General features: G+C 54.7%; 14 protein-coding genes and 1 tRNA gene. 8 read left to right on the forward strand and 7 right to left on the reverse strand.

Annotation, left to right across the window (positions count from 1 at the left end; all coding sequences use genetic code 11):
* Positions 1 to 7: 7 nt before the first annotated feature.
* From Q0X57_RS00310 to Q0X57_RS00340, 7 genes are all read right to left on the reverse strand, one after another.
* Positions 8 to 2,119, reverse strand: a complete 2,112-nt coding sequence (locus Q0X57_RS00310; RefSeq protein ID WP_297725969.1) for a M3 family metallopeptidase — start codon at positions 2,117 to 2,119, stop codon at positions 8 to 10.
* 31 nt (positions 2,120 to 2,150) lie between these two features.
* On the reverse strand, positions 2,151 to 3,407 hold the full coding sequence (locus Q0X57_RS00315) for a glycoside hydrolase family 57 protein (protein ID WP_297725972.1): 1,257 nt from the start codon (positions 3,405 to 3,407) through the stop codon (positions 2,151 to 2,153).
* Positions 3,408 to 3,437: 30 nt separating this feature from the next.
* Positions 3,438 to 4,694: a glycosyltransferase family 4 protein gene (locus Q0X57_RS00320; protein WP_297725975.1), complete on the reverse strand. Its 1,257-nt coding sequence runs from the start codon at positions 4,692 to 4,694 to the stop codon at positions 3,438 to 3,440.
* Entirely contained in the window at positions 4,691 to 6,694 is a 2,004-nt protein-coding gene (locus Q0X57_RS00325; protein ID WP_297725978.1) for a glycogen debranching enzyme N-terminal domain-containing protein, read from the reverse strand. Before Q0X57_RS00325 ends, Q0X57_RS00320 begins: the two co-directional genes overlap by 4 nt.
* Before the next feature lie 855 nt (positions 6,695 to 7,549).
* Complete coding sequence (locus tag Q0X57_RS00330) at positions 7,550 to 8,965, reverse strand: fimbrillin family protein (protein WP_297725981.1); 1,416 nt, start codon at positions 8,963 to 8,965, stop codon at positions 7,550 to 7,552.
* Positions 8,966 to 8,999: 34 nt separating this feature from the next.
* The gene (locus Q0X57_RS00335; protein WP_297725983.1) at positions 9,000 to 9,905 is read right to left on the reverse strand and encodes a fimbrillin family protein; all 906 of its coding nucleotides are present in this window, start codon (positions 9,903 to 9,905) and stop codon (positions 9,000 to 9,002) included.
* A gap of 20 nt (positions 9,906 to 9,925) precedes the next feature.
* Entirely contained in the window at positions 9,926 to 11,500 is a 1,575-nt protein-coding gene (locus Q0X57_RS00340; protein ID WP_297725985.1) for a DNA/RNA non-specific endonuclease, read from the reverse strand.
* 674 nt (positions 11,501 to 12,174) lie between these two features.
* Between Q0X57_RS00340 and Q0X57_RS00345 the strand changes: the two genes are divergently transcribed.
* The 8 genes from Q0X57_RS00345 to Q0X57_RS00380 all read left to right on the forward strand — a co-directional run.
* Positions 12,175 to 12,247 (forward strand) — tRNA-Lys (locus Q0X57_RS00345).
* 191 nt (positions 12,248 to 12,438) lie between these two features.
* A complete protein-coding gene (locus Q0X57_RS00350; RefSeq protein WP_297725988.1) occupies positions 12,439 to 13,545 on the forward strand; it encodes an N-acetylmuramoyl-L-alanine amidase in 1,107 nt (368 codons plus the stop codon).
* Between the two features lie 15 nt (positions 13,546 to 13,560).
* Positions 13,561 to 14,457 carry an MlaD family protein gene (locus Q0X57_RS00355; protein ID WP_297725991.1) on the forward strand — a complete coding sequence of 299 codons (897 nt, stop codon included), beginning with the start codon at positions 13,561 to 13,563 and terminating at the stop codon, positions 14,455 to 14,457.
* 12 nt (positions 14,458 to 14,469) lie between these two features.
* On the forward strand, positions 14,470 to 14,667 hold the full coding sequence (locus Q0X57_RS00360) for a hypothetical protein (RefSeq protein ID WP_297725993.1): 198 nt from the start codon (positions 14,470 to 14,472) through the stop codon (positions 14,665 to 14,667).
* A 15-nt stretch (positions 14,668 to 14,682) separates the two neighbouring features.
* Entirely contained in the window at positions 14,683 to 15,213 is a 531-nt protein-coding gene (locus Q0X57_RS00365; protein ID WP_297725995.1) for a chromate transporter, read from the forward strand.
* Between the two features lie 12 nt (positions 15,214 to 15,225).
* On the forward strand, positions 15,226 to 15,828 hold the full coding sequence (locus Q0X57_RS00370; RefSeq protein ID WP_297725998.1) for a chromate transporter: 603 nt from the start codon (positions 15,226 to 15,228) through the stop codon (positions 15,826 to 15,828).
* Positions 15,825 to 17,174, forward strand: coding sequence for a tRNA (N(6)-L-threonylcarbamoyladenosine(37)-C(2))-methylthiotransferase MtaB (mtaB, locus tag Q0X57_RS00375; protein ID WP_297726001.1), 1,350 nt, complete (start codon positions 15,825 to 15,827; stop codon positions 17,172 to 17,174). The genes Q0X57_RS00370 and mtaB overlap by 4 nt, the downstream gene beginning before the upstream one ends.
* Positions 17,171 to 18,120: glycosyltransferase family 2 protein (locus Q0X57_RS00380; RefSeq protein ID WP_297726004.1), on the forward strand; the 950-nt coding region annotated here is incomplete at its 3' end. The genes mtaB and Q0X57_RS00380, both read left to right, overlap by 4 nt.

Below are 18,120 nucleotides of genomic sequence, written 5' to 3' on the forward strand. Positions count from 1 at the left end.
CTCTCCTTTAGTTAGCTGTAATGCCGTCGCGCTTGAGCATCGCAGCGAGCGTAGGCTTGCGCCCTCGGAACCGTACGTAGAGCTCCATCGGGTCAAGCTCGTCACCCCGCTCCAAGATCTGATGCCGGAAATCGGAGGCGACCGTCGGAGAGAAAATACCCTCCTTACTAAAGCGCTCAAAAGCGTCCGTGGCGAGCATCTCGCTCCACTTATATCCGTAGTAACCAGCAGCGTAACCTCCCGCGAAGATGTGACTGAAAGCGGTGGCGACGATATGCTTCGGATGCTGTGGGTCACGCTTTCTGTCTCGCAGGGTGGTGCCTCGGAGGGTCTCACGCTCGTAGGTGTAGAGGTCGTCGGGCAGGCTCTCGCCCTCGACTAAAGTGTGGTAAGCCATATCCAGCTTGCCAAAGATAACCTGTCGGATAGTACTGTAACCGACGGGGTACTGAGTCGCTTGGATCGCTTTGTTGAGGAGCTTAGCGGGGAGCGGTTCGCCCGTCTGGTAGTGCTTAGAGAGTAGCTCGGTGACCACCTCGGGCTGGAGGAGATAGTTTTCCATAAACTGGCTGGGGAGCTCTACAAAGTCGCGCTCCACATTGGTCCCCGACATGGAGCTGTAGCGTGTCTGCGTGAGCAAGCCGTGGAGCGAGTGACCGAACTCGTGGAGGAGCGTGTGCACCTCCGAGAGGGTGAGCATTGCCTCCTTGCCAGCCGTCGGCGGGGTGAAGTTCATCACGAGGAGGATGTGGGGTCGCTGCGTGGGCGTCCACTCCCGGAGGTTGTTCATCCAGGCACCGCTGCGCTTGCCCTTGCGGGGGAAGAAGTCGAGGTAGAGCAGTCCGAGATGCGCTCCGTCACGGTCTAGCACTTGGTAAGGGCGCACATCGGGATGGTAGACGGCGATCTCCTCAGCAGGTGCGAAAGTAATGCCGTAGAGCCGTGTGGCAATGGCAAAGACGCCCGAGATGACCTGCGAGAGCGGGAAGTAGGGACGTAGCTCCTCCTCCTTGACCCCAAAGGTCTGCTCGCTGTGCCGCTCCATATAATAGGAGAGATCCCACGACTCTAGCTCGAAGCCCGCCTCACGGTCCAGCTCGTCGAGCTCATCGAGGGCGGTCTGTCGGTAATACTTCGTCAGGTCGTCGAGGAGTTGCTCCACCTGCTCGGGGCTGTTGCACATACGATGCTTGAGGCGGTAGGTCGCATAGTTGGGATGTCCCAGTAGTCGTGCCAGATCGCCACGAAGCGTAGCTATCTGACGAACGATCTGGCAATTGTTCTGCTCGTTGTCACGATTGCCCACGCTACCCCGTCCTAAGTACATCTTGTAGCGTAGCTCTCTGTCGGCACAATGCTTCATGATGGCACCCACATGCGGAGCCGACAGATCAAAGAGGTAGCCCTCGCCATGCGCTTCGGAGACAGTGCGTGCTTTCTCTCGAGCATCGTCTAGGATCTGCTGAGGCAAGCCACGTAGGCGGTCGCTTTCGTCAGCAGGCACGAAGAGTGTCCAGGACTCCTCATCGCAAAGTTTGTTTTGCGCAAAGCGTGTGGTCAACTGACTGAGCTGCTCATTGATCTCTCTAAAGCGCTCCCGCTCGGCACCAACGAGCAGAGCTCCGTTGTCCGCAAAGCCCTCGTAGCTCTCGGTCAGGAGGCGCAGGTCTATCTCGTCCAGGTGCAGCTCCTCCCTCTGGTCATAGACGGAGCGAATGCGGGCGAAGAGCGCTTCGTTGAGCAGCGTATCCGTCGACAGCTTGCTGAGCCAGTCCGAGAAAGTCTCCGAGAGCTGCATCATCTCGGGACAAGAGTAAGCGGAGAGCAGATTGTAAAAGGCTCCCGTGACCGCCTCCAGCGCCTCCCCACTCTCCTCGAAGCGACGAATCGTATTGTCAAAGGTGGCTGGCTCACGCTGTGCCGTGATTGCATCGATCTCTGCACGATGTAGCGTGATCGCCTCCTGCATAGCTGTGCGGAAGGTCGCCATCGTCTGCTCTGTGGCAGTGGCGGAGGAGAGATCAAAGAACTGGTCAAAGGGGAAGCTCCCGTACGGAGTCTGAGGAGCGGTAAAGAGGTTACTTAGCAGTGCTGTCGCCTGAGGCGTGTTTGCAGTCATATATATAAGGAGTCAGTCGGGTTGATTTGGTTTACTTAGCCAGCTGAGCTTCCAGCTGAGCTATCTTTTTGTTTTGATTTTCGATCGTCTGCAGGAGCGCGCTGAGCTCTTCATTGCCCATAGAGGTGGGATACTCGGCAGAGACACGGAGGAGGAAGTCGCTCAGGACGTTCATATAGTTGGTAAAAGCGGCATAAGGCGTCTCGTATGGCGAGAAAGCCCCCGGCCCGCCCAACTTAGTGGTCATGTAAAAGAGGTGATCGGAGCCCTGCAAGTTGATCCAGTCCTCCAGTAGTCGCTGGTCTCGTGAGAGACGGATGCGCTCGCCCCACTCCTCGAGCTTCTGTATGACACATTGCTGTAGCTCATTGCCCGTCCATAGCGAGGTGTCTCGCTCTTCGCCCATACGGCTCACTGGATAGGTCGCCTGGATCGTGTCCTGCGGGGTGCAGTGCGTAGCAATCTCTTGGGGTGTGGTAAAGGTGAAGCCACGCTTATAGCCCTGCTCGGGAAGAGCTCGGAGGAACTCAAAGATGCCGGTCTCACGGCTCCATACCGATCCAAGCGTCTCCAGTGGCAGAGAGACCAAAGCATAGTCGCCCTGCTCAGCCTCCAGCGTCGCAAAGAAGCGCTCCGTCGTGTAGGGATAGAGCGGACTATCGTACCGTGCGAAGTCGTGGGCGATCGCATCCGAGAGCTCTGCGTGACGCATCAGGAGAGCCATGCCCTCGGTCGTAGCGTTGTACAGGTAGTTAGGACTCTTCCACGCTAGGAGGTGCTTGGCGCCCTCGGTGACGATCGCTTTGTACCCTTGGCTGTGGGCTATCTGTGCGATGCGGTCGCTGTAGATTAGCTCAGGATTGGAGAGCGTCACGGGAGAGACCCCAAGGAGCGAACTGATACGGGTGCGGTACATGCGCAATTGGTTCGCATACTCCTCCTCATCATACAGCCCGCAGAGCCCGTGCGAGATCGGTTCGCCAAGTATCTCGATGCGCCCGCTCTTGACCAGTCGCTTGAGTAGCTGGATCATGTCCGGCGTGTACAGCTCCATCTGCGTGAGCACCGAGCCTGAGAGCGTGAGAGCAACTCTAAAGTCGGGATGCGCCTCAATCAATTGCTCGATCAGTTCGAGGGCTGGTCTATAGGAGCGGTCTACCACTTGACGCAGTATCTCCTCATTGGCAAAGTCGTCGTAATAGTAGTGGTCGCTACCGATATTGAAGAATGGGTAGCTCTTGAGCCTAAACGGTTGGTGTAGGTAGAAGTGAAGTATAATCTGTATCATAGGAAGGTGGAGAAGTCGTTTGTCAAAGGGTTATACAAGTCGGTCATAGATAGCTCTGAGGCGCAGTCCAGCTTTGCTCCAGACGATATTGTTGACCTCCTCAATACCCTTTTGCTTGAGATGCTCGTGGAGCGTCGGATAGGAGACGAGGGCGTGCATAGCGTCGGCCATAGCGTCCACGTCCCAGTAGTCAGTCTTGATCGCGTAGCGCAGGATCTCGGCACAGCCACTCTGCTTGGAGATAATGCTCGGCACGCCACACTGCATAGCTTCTAGTGGCGAGATGCCAAAAGGCTCCGACACCGAGGGCATCACGTAGACATCACTCGAGCGCAGCATCTCATAGACCTGCTGTCCTCGCAGGAAGCCCGTGAAGTGAAAGCGGTCGGCTATACGTTTGCGAGCCACGAGGTCGATCATCTTGTCCATCATATCGCCATTGCCCGCCATCACAAAGCGGATCCCATCGGTATGCTGTAGCACCTTGTGGGCTGCCTCGACGAAGTACTCAGGTCCCTTTTGCATGGTGATGCGCCCCAGGAAGGTAATCACCTTGTCGCCCGTATGCTGCTTATTGGGCAACGCTAATAGCTCAGGACTAAGCGGCTCGACAGCATTGTGGACGGTAAAAACCTTGTCAGGGCTCTGACCATACTTGTCGATGACAGTTCGTCGGGTCAGGTTGCTCACACAGACGATAGCGTCCGCGTAGTCCATTCCCTGCCGCTCGATCGCATAGACCTGCGGATTGACATTGCCACGACTGCGGTCGAAGTCGGTCGCATGCACATGGATCACCAGTGGCCGCCCCGTCACCATCTTCGTATGGATCCCCGCTGGGTAGGTGAGCCAGTCGTGCGAGTGAATGATGTCGCACGGCACCGTCCGCGCTATGACGCCCGCCACAATCGAGTAATTGTTGATCTCCTCCAGCAGGTTGTCTGGGTAAGCTCCGCTAAACTCCAGACAGCCCAAGTCATTGGGACAGCGATAGCGGAAGTCATCGTAAATATGCTCTCTCGCAGCTTGATAAAAGCTCACCTCCGCCTCATTGTGTAGCCGTGAGCGCAGGTACTCGGCACTATGATCATGGTAAACGATCGGCGTGCGGTCAGCGCCAACCAGCGTAATGTGCGAAGTGTCCTCATCGCCATACAGCTTAGGCACGACAAAGGTTATATCCATATCGCTCTGCTCGGCCATACCATTGGTCAAGCCGTAGCTAGCCGTGCCTAGCCCGCCTAAAATGTGTGGGGGAAACTCCCACCCGTACATCAATACTCTCATCTTGTAGGACGCTCTTCGTTGCTGGTTGTATAGTATAGGTAGTTAGCCAGAGGGGTCTCCTCGCTGTTGTACCGCTCCAGGGTCACCAAGGCGCGCAAGACCTCCGCACAGCTCATCGCAAAGGAGATACCGCCGTGACTATCGTAGGGCGGGTTGCCATCGTACAGTTCGCTCAGTGTCGAGATACCGTGATGCTGTAGCTCATCCTGTATATCCCCGAGCAGGCGCGCCAGGTGAGTCACACCGCTACGCCCATTGATCTTCAGATAGGCATCCGTGTAGGCACCCAGTAGCCACGGCCAAGCGGAGCCATTGTAGTAAGCATGCTCCCGCTGCTCCTGAAGCCCGCTGCACTGCTCCACATAACCCTCACTGCGGGGGCTCAGCGAGCGAATACCCTTTGGCGTGAGTAGCTCAGAGGTTACGATCCCTAGCACTTGTCGCTGCTTAGCACGACTCAGCGGGCAGAACGGCAGCGAGATAGCTATCAGCATATCAGGACGGACAGCCCGCTCACGATACCCCTCCTTGGTCACGTAGTCATATAGGTAGCCATAGGGATTGACAAAGGTCTGCTCGAAGGCTGGCTCTAGGCGCTCGATCACGCTCGCAAGCTCCTCGGGAAAGCCCACGCCACGAGCCTCACGGTAGAAGCAGAGCGCATTGTACCACAAGCCGTTTACCTCCACCAGATAGCCCCGTCGTGGCACGACTGCTTGCCCCGCTATCGTTGAGTCCATCCAGGTGACTGGAGGCGTGCCACTCCCCTCGGCATAGAGCAGTCCATTAGGCTCGATGCGCAGGATCGGATGGCGGTCGCTCAGGTAGTAGTCGATGATGCGCCCCACGAAGTCTAGGTAGAAGGTGCGGTGGCTGTCGTCTGGATACTCAGCGAGAAAGAGCTGTATAGCACGTATCGCCCAGAGCCCCACGTCTGGGTCGCGCACTCCCTCCATATCTAGTGGGAGCGCTATCTGCTGGATGAAGTTGATACTGCTCCGTATGAAGGTGCTCATCACATTGTGAAAGCGCTCCGGATGATCGCTATAGATCGAGCAACCAGGCAAAGCGACCATCTCGTCCCTCGCTCGAACCCCATACCAGGGGAAGCCCGCGAGGATGTAGTGTCTATTGGATTCTGGCTTGTAGTAAAACTGGCTACAAGCGTTGCGCAGACAGCTCTGCAGATCTACCCGCGCCTTGCGATGCGCCACCTCTGAGTCAAAGAGCGCCGGCAACGTAGTCACGTCCACCTCCTCTAGCTGTGCGGTGAAGTAGACCGACTCACCATTGCGCAGATCCATCTCGAAGTAGCCAGGCGAATAGAGGTCTTCGCAGCTTTCGTACCCTCGTATCTGCTCCTTAGGATAGTGCAGATTCTTGATCCAGTAGCCCTCATCGACCCAATGCGAGGGAGCATCCACCTGCATGTATAGATCGGGATAACCCTCATAGAGACAGGTGCGCACGCCCGTCGTGCCGACTGGGTGGACGGTCGTGTCGGCGGTATCGTTCTCGTGCGATAGGAGGATCACATCCCTAAAGGCGACCACAGGGCGCAACCGCAGCGTGGTCTCGCTGTGGCTGTCGAGGAGCGTAAACTTGATAATCACCTGATTCTTGTAGTGGCAGAAGATCGACTCCCGCTGTAGGAGCACCCCGCCCACACGGTATATCGTGCGGGGCATCTTGTCTATGTTGTACTCTCGTATGTACTTGTGCCCATTGGGATAGACCGTGCCATCACCGTAGAGATGCACCCCGAGGTTAAACTCCGCTCCATGCTGTATCACCGTAGCGTCTAGCGACGAGAGGAGGACATGATTGTGACGGCTCAGGTGAGGCAACGGCACCACGAGCAGACCGTGATACTTGCGCGTGTTGCACCCCACGAGGGTCGTACAGTTGAAGGCGCCCCCACGGTTCGAGCGTATATGCTCCAGCTGTAGCGAGCGGTCTAGGTTAGAAAGTGTTGTACGGTCAAACTTGAGATAACTCATAGATAGTAAATTACTTGGAAGCAACGACACCACCACTCCCCTACTCCCGATCAGCGCTAGCGCCTCGGTGGTCACGTGACAAGTGGCGCTGAGGATAACCCTCTCTGCGTTGCTAAGATACGAATTAACCGCTGAACGACGGTTAAATTCCCGCTAAACGAACAGTTTCTCACCGATGAAACTCTAGTTTCTCCCCTATGAAAATGGATTTTCCTCCCTATGAAAATGGATTTTCCTCCCTATGAAAATGGATTTTCTCCCCTATGAAAAATCCATTTTCACCTAGGTGGCAATGTGGTCTAACCAGGACTGACGCATTATAATCCACTCTTCTTTGATGATCTTCGAGGAATATAGGGCTAAATCCTCGCTACAAAGCGGTATAGAGCCACTCTATAGCTACTCTTACAGCTCTGTTGATTCCAATTTCTACCGAGGAAATTGAAAATCTCCAGGGAGAAAACGAGAATTCTCCACGGAGGAACGAAATAAAACTTCGGAAGAATGAAATAAAACTTCGGAAGAATGAAATGAAACTTCCGATGAATTTTTCGTTTCCTCGCTGGATATTTCCGATTTCCTACCGAGGAATTGCTCAATTTCCTTGATAGTGCCATCAATGACCTCATCCCTGATAATGCGTCAGCCCTGTCTTTCTTCCGAAGTTTCATTTCATTCTTCCGAACTTTTATATCCCAGCTCCGTGGGGAATGTTCGTTTGCTCCGTGGCGCTTTCCGATTTCCTCGGGATAAAACGAACGTAGGGACATACAGCGCAATGCCGTACGTCCCTACGTTTATTCGTTAGCGGGCTACCTCTCGCGCTAGGCGACGAAGGCTCGCTGGTGTGACTGACTACTCGATCGTAATGTCATCGATGTAGAGGTCCCAAGCGACTTCCTTACCGACCTTGAAGGCAAATAAATTGCCCGTTTTGGCAGGAGTGATGCCCGTTATGTCAAGCGTGACCTTAACCCAATCGTTGGCAGTAATGCTACCTGCGTATTGATTGTTTGCAGCTACAGATACGTTGACATCAGCATTGTTGACATCTCCTATATTAAAGGCCTTATAAGCCCTTCCTCCCGTGTAGACATTGCAAGAGATGCTCTTACCAGCAGCTGTACCCTTGATGTAGAATGAGATCTTAGTCTTGCCATTGAAGTCTTTGCCCTCCTTATTTGTAGCGGTAAAGACATAGTCATTGTCTTTAGGCGTACCCTTGATGTGGAGAGCTTTACTACCGTTGCGACCAGCACCAGTAGCTTCAGTTGCATAGTTCTTCAGACCGAATTTGTTTAGCGTACCCTTGAAGGCAGCGAAGTCCTCGAAGTTAGCTCCTGGGAAGAGTAACTCAGCATTGCCAGGCTGAGGCTGTGGCGTAGGAGGTACTGGAGGGGTTGGCTCCGAGCCACCACCATTGTTGTCGGGAGTAACGGTTACGTTGCCACCATCTACGACATCCCAGTTAGAGATCTGACCATTGACCTGATCTACTGTGATGGCGCCAGATGCGAGGGTGACGTTGAACTTGTGGTTCTTGCCAGACTGGAGAGCGAGGCTAGCGAAGGTGTAGCTGTAGCTCTTGCCATCGCTCAGCTTGATGACGAGCTTAGCATTAGCATTGGTAGCAGGGATGACGATCGTTGGTGCGAAGGTGCCAGCAGCGAGCTGTAGTTTTTGCGTAGCCGTTGCCGTGCCATTGGTGAGCGTACCATCAGCAATCTTCATCGAGCTGGTGGTGACGATGCCCTCTAGCTGTGCTAAGGTGATAGTCGTACCAGCGGGTAGACCAGTCATGGTGAAGCTCACGAGAGCTAGCTTGTGCGTAAACTGCAGTACGTGGTTAGCTCCATTAGTAGCCTTAGCGGTCTTGATGCCCGTCAGGTTGTTGGAGTAGAGGACGTCGGTCTGATTGTTGGTCAGGTCGATAGCTAGATCGGTCGTAGCGCTAGCGCTATAAGGATAGTAGCTAACGAAGTTGACCGTCTGCCCATCGGCAAAGGTTAGTCCAGTAGCGGCGGGTGCAAAGGTGGCGGTAGCGCCTCCTGCGGTGGTCTTGTACTCTACGTTGGTAGCGGTAGCGTCACCAGTCATAGAGATGCCGATGGCATCGTTTGCCTCGAAGGCATTGCCGGCCATACGGAGGTTGAGCGCTGGGATGTTTGACCCAAACTGCATCGCCTCCTGCTGTAGGCACTCACCTTTGTTGTCCTTGTTGCAGGCAGTGAGTGCGAGTAGTGCTAGTGCACCGACAAGTAGTTTCTTCATGTCTTGTTCTATTTAGGTGTTTATTGATTATTTGCTATTTGGTGGGAGTGGCAACGATGTTGGACACGGAGCCATCGTCCTCCCAGTCTACGATTTGTCCATTGACAAGGTCTATGGAGATCTTGTCCTGTCCATCGAGGGAGATATTATAGTAGTAGATCTTGTTGCTGATGATGCCCAGCTGCTTGATCTCCTTGGTGTATGTGCGCCCATTGCTGAGCGTGAGCTGTAGCTGTGCGTCTACAACATCCTTCGGGAGGACGAGAGACGAGGCGGAGTGCTTGTCTGCACTAATCGCTAGCGGGAGGGTCTCCTTCGAACTATACGGTGTGCGTAGTTCGCCCGTGAGGACGTCAAAGTCGCCCTCGAGGACCATGCCTTGTAGCTTCATTGATTGTAGTGTCACTCCTGCGGGGAGTCCCTGCAGCGTGAAGACGATGCGTGAAAGGACGTGCCCGAAGAGGAGCGTGTACTCCTTCTTCTCTACACGAGGAGCCACCTCACGGTGATGAGCCCAGAGGAGGTCGATCGGCTCCTTGATCAGATTCAAGTGTATGATCCCCTTCTGAACGTCTGTGCGGTACGGAGCGTAAGCGTAGAAGTCAAGCTCCTTGACAGTGCTGGGATAGATGCGATCAGACATCGTCGTAGGGTGAAAGATCGCTATATGCCCCCCAGGGATGGCGTGGTAGTGCAGGTTATTGCGCTCCTCCGCTCCACGCGCATAGACACCGATCTGGTCGCTCACGTCAAAGCGTTCGTCCGTGGCGCGCACCTCCTTGTCGCCAAGACGTATGTTGCTCTTGAAGACTATGTAGTCCTTAGCTTGCGCTCCGTCTTCATCGGGGCAAGTGGAGCAGCGAGACTGCTCCTTGGTACAAGAGGTAGCGAGGAGTAGCGTCGCGAGTAGTATAGAGATTGTCGTAAGTAGCTTATTCATAATAGTAGGTCGGCTGCGGATTAGTTATCAAGTACGTTGACATCGTTGAGCGCAGGGAAGAAGTCAAAGCCAGTCTTCTCCTCCATCTTTTTGAGCGTCGTCTTGTAGTCGTCATATCCGCCTGAATATCCCTCGTGCGGTATGCACCACGCCTTGGAGTGCCAGCGCTGCTGCTTGTCTCGCCATACGACTACCTTATAGAAGTAATCAGGTATCGGGCAAGCCATACCCTCTGTGTCATGAGCATACTTATAGTTTGTATTGTCAAAACCTACGCCTGTCACTACATAGAGCGTGTCGACACCGCCAGCAAGCGTGCGAACATGTGTCTCTAGCTGTTGCCAAATGCCACCATTATGGGGTTGCCTTTGGGGTACCATATTGGAATAGTAGAACGTGCTGGCGTTATCCGCCCGAGAGGAGAGTCGATCCCCGCTAGGGATTTGGTGCCCCTTTGAGTAGTCTTCTACATAAGACCTCTTCAAGTTTGGTTGATACGCCTTAGAGATGTTCGGATCATAGCCCCAAGCATTAGTACGATCAACTTTTTTATCTGTTAGGTCCTTGTAGAGTGGATAAGCCACATAGTGAGCTAGGTGTAGCTTCGTATTATATAGCAGGAAGTAGTTGCGTGCCGAGGGATTGCTCGGGAGGTTGTGCTGTACCTCCAGCGTGTTGGGAATATTCTTCTTGGCGGGTAGCTCTAAGTATCGGCCAACCTCTGCGACCTTGCCCGTGCCCGTGTCCTTGAGCGTGATGGTGTGGGTGCGTTGCTGTCCCATGACGAGGCTCTGACCCTCACGTAGTGGCCAGGTGTAGGTACGTCCGTTGGGAAGCGTGAAGAGTACCTTCATCTCGCTCGTGGTCGTCTTGATAGGTAGGATCAGAGCGGTAGCCTTAGCGGTAGCACCCGAGACGGTGACTGGCACGGAGATCTCGCCCGTAGAGCTAGCATTGACCTGCCACTGACGACTATAGAGATCCAGCGAACCTGTTGTCGGCATACCGACGATGCGCACCGTGACACCCTCTAGAGAGCCTCCATCCTCACTGCGCATCTCAAAGCGAAGCGAGGCGAGTGCCTGACGAAAGACGAGTTGCTTTGCATTATCGGACGCAATGGCGGAGAGATTGTCCGAGATAAGGAGTGGCTTGAGCGTAGTCTGATTAGCGACACTGTAAGCGATCTTGCCCTCCTGCGTCTGAGCATTGTAGGGGTAGTAAGCGAGGATGTCATACTTCATCGAAGAGTCCCACTGCACCTTCTGCTGCTCATCAGCTGGGTCGAAGGTCGCAAGCCCTCCGCCACGAGTAGTCTTGTAGTGCAGGTTGTTATGCAGTAGTTGCTCAGCCGACCAAGTGGTATTCTGCGCCGTGCGACGTACATAGATACCGATCTGGTCGCCAGCCTCCCAAGCGGTGCCAGCGACACGCAGGTCGTAGTCCTGCTGTGAGGCGAGGAAAGTTTGATGGATATCCGCCTGAGGATGCTCCGCATCTCCCTGCCGACCCGCCGGCTGGCAAGACGCTGTCAAGAGTAGCCCCCACGAGAGAGCCATTAGTGTGAAGAGTAGACGATAAGTCCTATTTGCCATAGATTAGTTGTGTCAGGTTAACTAGAAATATGTGATGCCGTAGCAACAGCTCGTGGAGCCCTTCGTGCGCCTCTACCAAGACGCAATGCAAAAGTACCCTACGCATATTACGTCATCGTTACTACGACGTGACAAAGCTACTAAAAAAAGCCTTGCCGTCAAAACAGCGACTAATTTCTATTTTGAGGTGCTTTATCGTCAGCCCTGCTCCGCATCTAGGCTGACGCATTATACATCTACTCCTCTATGAAAGGAACCGGAAGGTGGAGGAAATCGGGAAATTCATCCGTAGATATTCTGGATTATCCAGCGAGGAAACGAAAAATTCTTCGGAACTTTGAAATCTTTCTTCCGAAGTTTCATTTCATTCTTCCGAAGTTTTATTTCGTCCCTCCGTAGAGAATCTTCATTTTCTCGTGAGTTATTGGGGAAATTCCTCGGGAGATATCGGACTTTGCGAAAATGTAGCAGCAATTATAGCGCTACACAGTCAAACTCAATCCTCATATTCCAGACTTATTGTCAAGCATAGTTCGTGGAGTAGCAAGATTATAATGCGTCAGCCCTGCTCCGCATGAGGAGGATTGTTGCCGTATCTATATTTTTCGTACCTTTGCACCACGTTTTAGCCCAAAGAGAGATTAGCACATACGTTATAATCTCAGAGTGAGGGCGAGCCGCTAGCTCAGTTGGTAGAGCACAACACTTTTAATGTTGGGGTCATGGGTTCGAGCCCCATGCGGCTCACGAACGATCGCCTAGCACTTTATAGTGATACAACACTTCGGATGGTCTCTCGGTAACTACTGAGAGGCTTTTTTGTTTTATAGCTCTAGACATAGCATCCCGTGGGTCGAGAGTCTATGAGGAGTCGATAGTGATTCTGCTGCTTTGCGCTATATTTCTTACCTTTGCTCTCAGTAGTTATTTGCCACCTCATGAAGTCTTTGGTCAAACTCGCCCTCGCTATACTTCTTGCCACGATAGTCTGCCCCCTGGGCTTGCTAGCACAGCGTAAAGCTTATACAGTCGTGATCGACCCTGGTCACGGTGGGCATGACGCTGGTGCCTGCGCCTTCGGACGCAAGGAGAAGGATATCAATCTAGCCGTAGCACTTCTGACTCGTAAGTATATTGAGCAGGCTCACCCCGAGATAAGGGTCTATATGACACGATCAACAGATGTCTTCGTTGGGCTACGAGAGCGAGCCAACTTTGCCAATAGGAAGAAAGCAGACCTCTTCATCAGCATCCATACCAACTCAGCGCAGAGCCCTAGTGCCTCTGGCACAGAGACCTACGTACTGGGATTGCGTCGTGCTAATGATAACCTAGCAGTCTCCAAGCGAGAGAACCAAGTAATCCTCCTAGAGAAAGACTACAAGGAGACGTACGAGGGCTTTGACCCAAACAGCACGGAGAGCTACATCATCTTTGAGTTTATGCAAAACGTCCACCTCACCTCTAGCATCAATATAGCGAGCGAGGTGCAGAAGTCGTTTGTCAAGCTAGGACGAGGCAATCGCAGTGTGCGGCAAGGTCCCTTCCTCGTAATACGAGAGACCGCCATGCCGAGCATCCTCATAGAGCTAGGCTTCATCACAAACAAGGCAGAGTCGGACTACCTCGTCAGTCAGAGCGGACGTGAGCAACTGGCCAAAGGCATCACCGACGGCTTCTCTCGATACTACAAAAAGTATATCCGTGCGACCAGTCCCAAGAAGCAAAAGAACCAAAGGGAGACTACCGAGTCAGCACCTGACGAGGGGTCTACAGCACAGCAAAGTACCACGTCCTCAGACAGTGAGGAGTACTACCGCATACAGATAGCCTCCTCTCGCCAACCGCTAGAGACGAGCGACCCTTACTTTCGCAATGTGACCGATGTACAGCGGGAGCAGCGTGGCAAGCTTTACATTTACACAGCTGAGCAGTGCAACTCTCTCAGCGAGGCGCGCCAAGCTCAGCAGCGACTAGCCAAGCGCTATCCAGACTGCTACATCGTACGCTACCGCAAGGGCGTAAGAGATAAGGAGATTTACTAAGAGACTCAGAGTACTATGCCACAGAAAAGACTCACACGACAGACGGTCAAGATAGGGTTCTTCACCCTCTTAGCGATACTCATACTATACCTAGGGATTACTTACCTCAAGGGACTCTCCATCTCAGCTCGTTCTAAGACTTACTATGTCGCTATGAACGATGTGACGGGGGTCAACGTGGCTACGCGGGTCTTCGTCAATGGCTACAAGGTGGGCTCCGTACGCAAGATTGAGTATGACTACGCACACAATGGTCAGGCTGTCCTCACGCTCACCCTGGATCCCAAGGTACAGCTACCCCAAGGCACCACAGTACAGGTCGCCCAGACACTTCTCAGCGGGGCTATCGTCAACTTGTTACTACCAGAGCTAGAGACGGGTGCCTACATTAATGCAAAAGACACCATCCCGATGTCCACTGAGCGATCGGCAGTGAGCTTAGAGCAACTACAGAGCGAGTTCGTACCGCGTATCTCTGCCACCCTTAGCCGTATGGATAGCGTCTTGCTACAAGCCAACACGATCCTCTCTAATCCAAACATAGAGCCGACGCTCGCCGATGTGCGTCAGTCGGCACAGCATATCAACGCTTCGTCAGCGCAGCTACAGCAGTCGCTTCGTTCGCTCCCCACCATTATGGAGCGCATTGACCACACCTCAGCAAATGTGGAGAACTTTGCCTCTAGGCTTGACTCGCTACGCCTGCAGGAGACGATAAATAATCTAGAGAGCACCTCTCGTGAGCTCAAAAGCTTCACCCAGCGACTCAACCAGTCCAACGGTACCGTGGGCAGGCTCCTCAACGAGGACGGACTCTACAACCGCATCGACAGCGTCACGACTAGTCTTGATGCGCTAATCCGAGACATCAAGGCAAACCCCAAGAAGTACGTCAAGCTCTCACTCTTCTAACCGCTAACCTCTATGAAACGCAATAAAAAGAAGCCACTCAACTGGCTCGATAAGACACTCTTCGTCCTGATGCTCCTCGTCATCGTAGGGATGATCGTAGCACTATCCGTCGCTGATGGAGCCAAGCTCTACGTCCTCCTCGGAGGCGGTGGCTTGCTCGTGCTCAACTTGCTCTTCGTCCTCTACTTCGCACGACGTAATCGACTATAGACGAGACAGGATAGGATGCTCTGGAGACTCTTCATCACATTCGTTCGCATCGGGGGCTTTACCTTCGGGGGAGGCTACGCTATGCTTTCGCTCATACAGCATGACGTCGTGGAGAAGAACCACTGGATGACCGACGAGGAGTTTATCGACCTCTTTGCCGTGTCGCAGTCGCTACCAGGGGTCTTTGCGGTCAATATGTCGATCTTCATCGGTTATCGGCTGAAAGGCTATCTCGGAGCGGTGACTTGTGCTATTGGTGCGACCTTGCCCTCCTTTATCATCATCCTGCTCTTGGCGATGTTTTACCAAGAGGTCAATGACAACGTCTGGGTACAGCGGGTCATGTACGGCATACGTCCCGCAGTTGTGGCGATGATTGCGATCCCTGTCATCACCACGTGGCGGGCGATGAAAGGCACCTGGCGGATGGTCTGGATACCGATCCTATCCGCTCTACTGGTCTGGCTCATGGGCGTCTCGCCCGTCTGGATTATCCTCGGCTCTGCCCTCGGAGGGATCATCTATAGTGTCATGAGAAGGAACTAGGACGGCAAGGCAATGATCTACTTACAGCTCTTTTGGGTCTACATTCAGATCGGAATCTTCGGCTTCGGTGGGGGCTATGCGATGCTTTCGCTAATCCAAAACGAAGTGGTCTACAAGTATGGCTGGCTCACGAATCAGCAGTTCACCGACATCGTAGCCGTCAGCCAAGTAACCCCAGGACCCATTGGGATCAACAGCGCTACCTACATCGGCTACTCCGTCACGGGTGGCAGCATCCTCGGCTCGCTCCTCGCAACCACCGCCGTAATGCTTCCCTCCTTCATTCTCTGCCTCATTATCTCCCGAAGCTTCCAAGCTTTTAGGAGCAATCGCTACGTCGATGCCGCCTTCCTCGGCATACGCCCCGCCAGTGTCGGACTCATTGCAGCCGCCGCTCTGATGCTGATGATACAGCCAGGGCTTTGGACGCTCCTCACGCTCCCCGCTGGTACGCCGATCACGGTGGACAATGTCATCGTCACGGAGAACTTCATCGACTACCGCAGCTTCCTCATCTTTGCCGTGACGGGACTCGTTCTGTACAAGAAGTGGGTTCACCCGATCCTGCTCATAATCCTGGCGGGCATTGCTGGCGTTTTACTCTACTCGCTATGATCACTCCCCGACTCCATCCACTCGTTGGCAAGCGAGCTGCCTTCTACACGCTAGGCTGTCGCCTCAACTATGCCGAGACCTCGACCATCGCTCGCCAGCTAGCGACCGTGGGCGTGGAGCGCATCTCTGACGAGCACCACCACACGACGGAGGTACTCCCTGACATCTGCATCGTCAACAGTTGCTCGGTGACCGACACGGCGGACAAAAAGTGCCGCAGTCTCATCAATCGTCTGCACCGTGAGTACCCCGAGGCGCTCATCGTCGTGACTGGTTGCTACGCCCAGCTACAAGGCGAGCAGATCGCACAGATGCCAGGTGTAGACCTCGTCGTCGGGTCAGGGCGCAAAAGCGAAATCGTCGCGCTCCTCACCGAGCTTTACCAAAAGCGCACCCAGCCGAAAGCAGCTACGCCACACGTCACCGCCCGCCGAGAGCTACAACACTTCGAGTCGAGCGTCTCTTCGGACGACCGCACGCGCCACTTCCTCAAGGTGCAGGACGGCTGCAACTACTACTGCACCTACTGCACCATACCCGCCGCACGTGGCGTCAGCCGCAACGGATCCATCGCCTCACTGGTGGCGCAGGCGGAGCGTGTCGCTGAGCTAGGTGGCAGGGAAATCATCTTGACCGGTGTCAACATCGGCGACTTCGGACGCTCCACAGGCGAAACGCTCCTAGAGCTACTCCACCAACTGACGCAAGTCGCAGGCATCGCCCGCTACCGCATCGGCTCCATCGAGCCAGAGCTGCTGACCCCAGAGATCATTCAGTTCGTCGCTGAGACAGCGCAGTTCATGCCACACTTCCACATCCCCCTTCAGTCTGGCTCCGACCACGTGCTACGCCTGATGCGGCGGCACTACGACACGGCGCTCTTTGCCGAGCGGCTCAAGCTCATCTACGAGCTGATCCCCGATGCTTTCGTCGGTATTGATGTCATTGCAGGCATGCGAGGCGAACTGCCCGAGCATCATACCGAGACCTTGGCTTTCCTCAAAACGCAACCGTGGAGCCAGCTGCACGTCTTCCCCTATAGCGAGCGCAAAGGCACCAAAGCTCTAGAGATCAAGCCCGCTGTACCCACAACCGAAAAGAAGCTCCGCACGAAAGAGCTCCTCGCTCTCTCCAGCGAACGGCACAACGCTTTCTGCGCCCCCTTCGCTGGCTCCGTCCGCCCCGTTCTCTGGGAGGAAACACGCCACGGCGAGATGATGGAGGGCTTCACCGACAACTATATACGCGTCACCCAGCCGTACGACCCCGAGCTCGTCGGAGCCATCACCCCCGCACAGCTAGCGCATTGGAGCGTGCGGCGACAAACCTTCACCACCAAGCCATGAGCCGTCCCGACCTAGCCATCGTCGTCCTCAACTGGAACGGGCGCAAGCTCCTCGAGGAGTACATTCCGCCCCTCGTGGCGCACACACCGCCTGAGCAGGCCGACCTCGTGGTCATAGACAACGGTTCGACAGACGACTCGCTCGCTTACCTGCAGGAGGCTTTCCCGCAAGTCAAGCTCGTTCGTCTATCCGAAAACTACGGCTTCGCAGGAGGCTACAACCGAGGGCTTCGCCAGCTCGACTACTCTTATTATTGTCTCCTCAATAGCGACGTACGTGTCTCACCCCACTGGTGCGACCGTCCGCTAGCTTTGCTGAGGAAGGGTTCCGCTGCCGTACAACCCAAGCTACGCAGTGACCGCCAGCCCGAAGCGTTTGAGTACGCCGGCGCTGCTGGTGGTGAGCTAGATCGCTGGGGTTATCCCTTCTGTCGGGGTCGTCTCTTCGACACCGTCGAGCTGGATCATGGGCAGTATGACGAGGAGTGCGAGATACTCTGGGCGACAGGCGCCTGCTACTTCGTCAGTAGCGAAGCGTTTTGGCAGGTAGGCGGCTTCGACGAGAGCTTCTTCGCTCACATGGAGGAGATTGATCTGTCGTGGCGGCTCTGGCTTGCAGGCGGTCGTCTCCGCTACACCCCCGACAGCGTCGTCTACCATCTCGGAGGAGCCACGCTCGAGATGGGGAGCCCGAGGAAGAGCTACCTCAACTTTCGCAACAACCTCCGCATGCTCTACAAGAACCTCCCCACACGGCATGCCCGCAGGCGCATCCTCCTCTGTCGCCTGCCGCTAGACCTGCTCGCCGCCCTCACCTTCCTCCTCAAGGGGCAGCCCCGACACGCCACAGCCGTACTACGAGCCGTGCGCGACTTCTACCGCACCCGTCGCCGGCTCGCCCTCTCTGCCGAGCAACCCTGGTACCAGCCCACGGCAACCCCACCCAT

The sequence above is a fragment of the uncultured Porphyromonas sp. genome (assembly GCF_947254915.1).
In the GTDB taxonomy this organism is placed as follows: Bacteria; Bacteroidota; Bacteroidia; order Bacteroidales; family Porphyromonadaceae; genus Porphyromonas.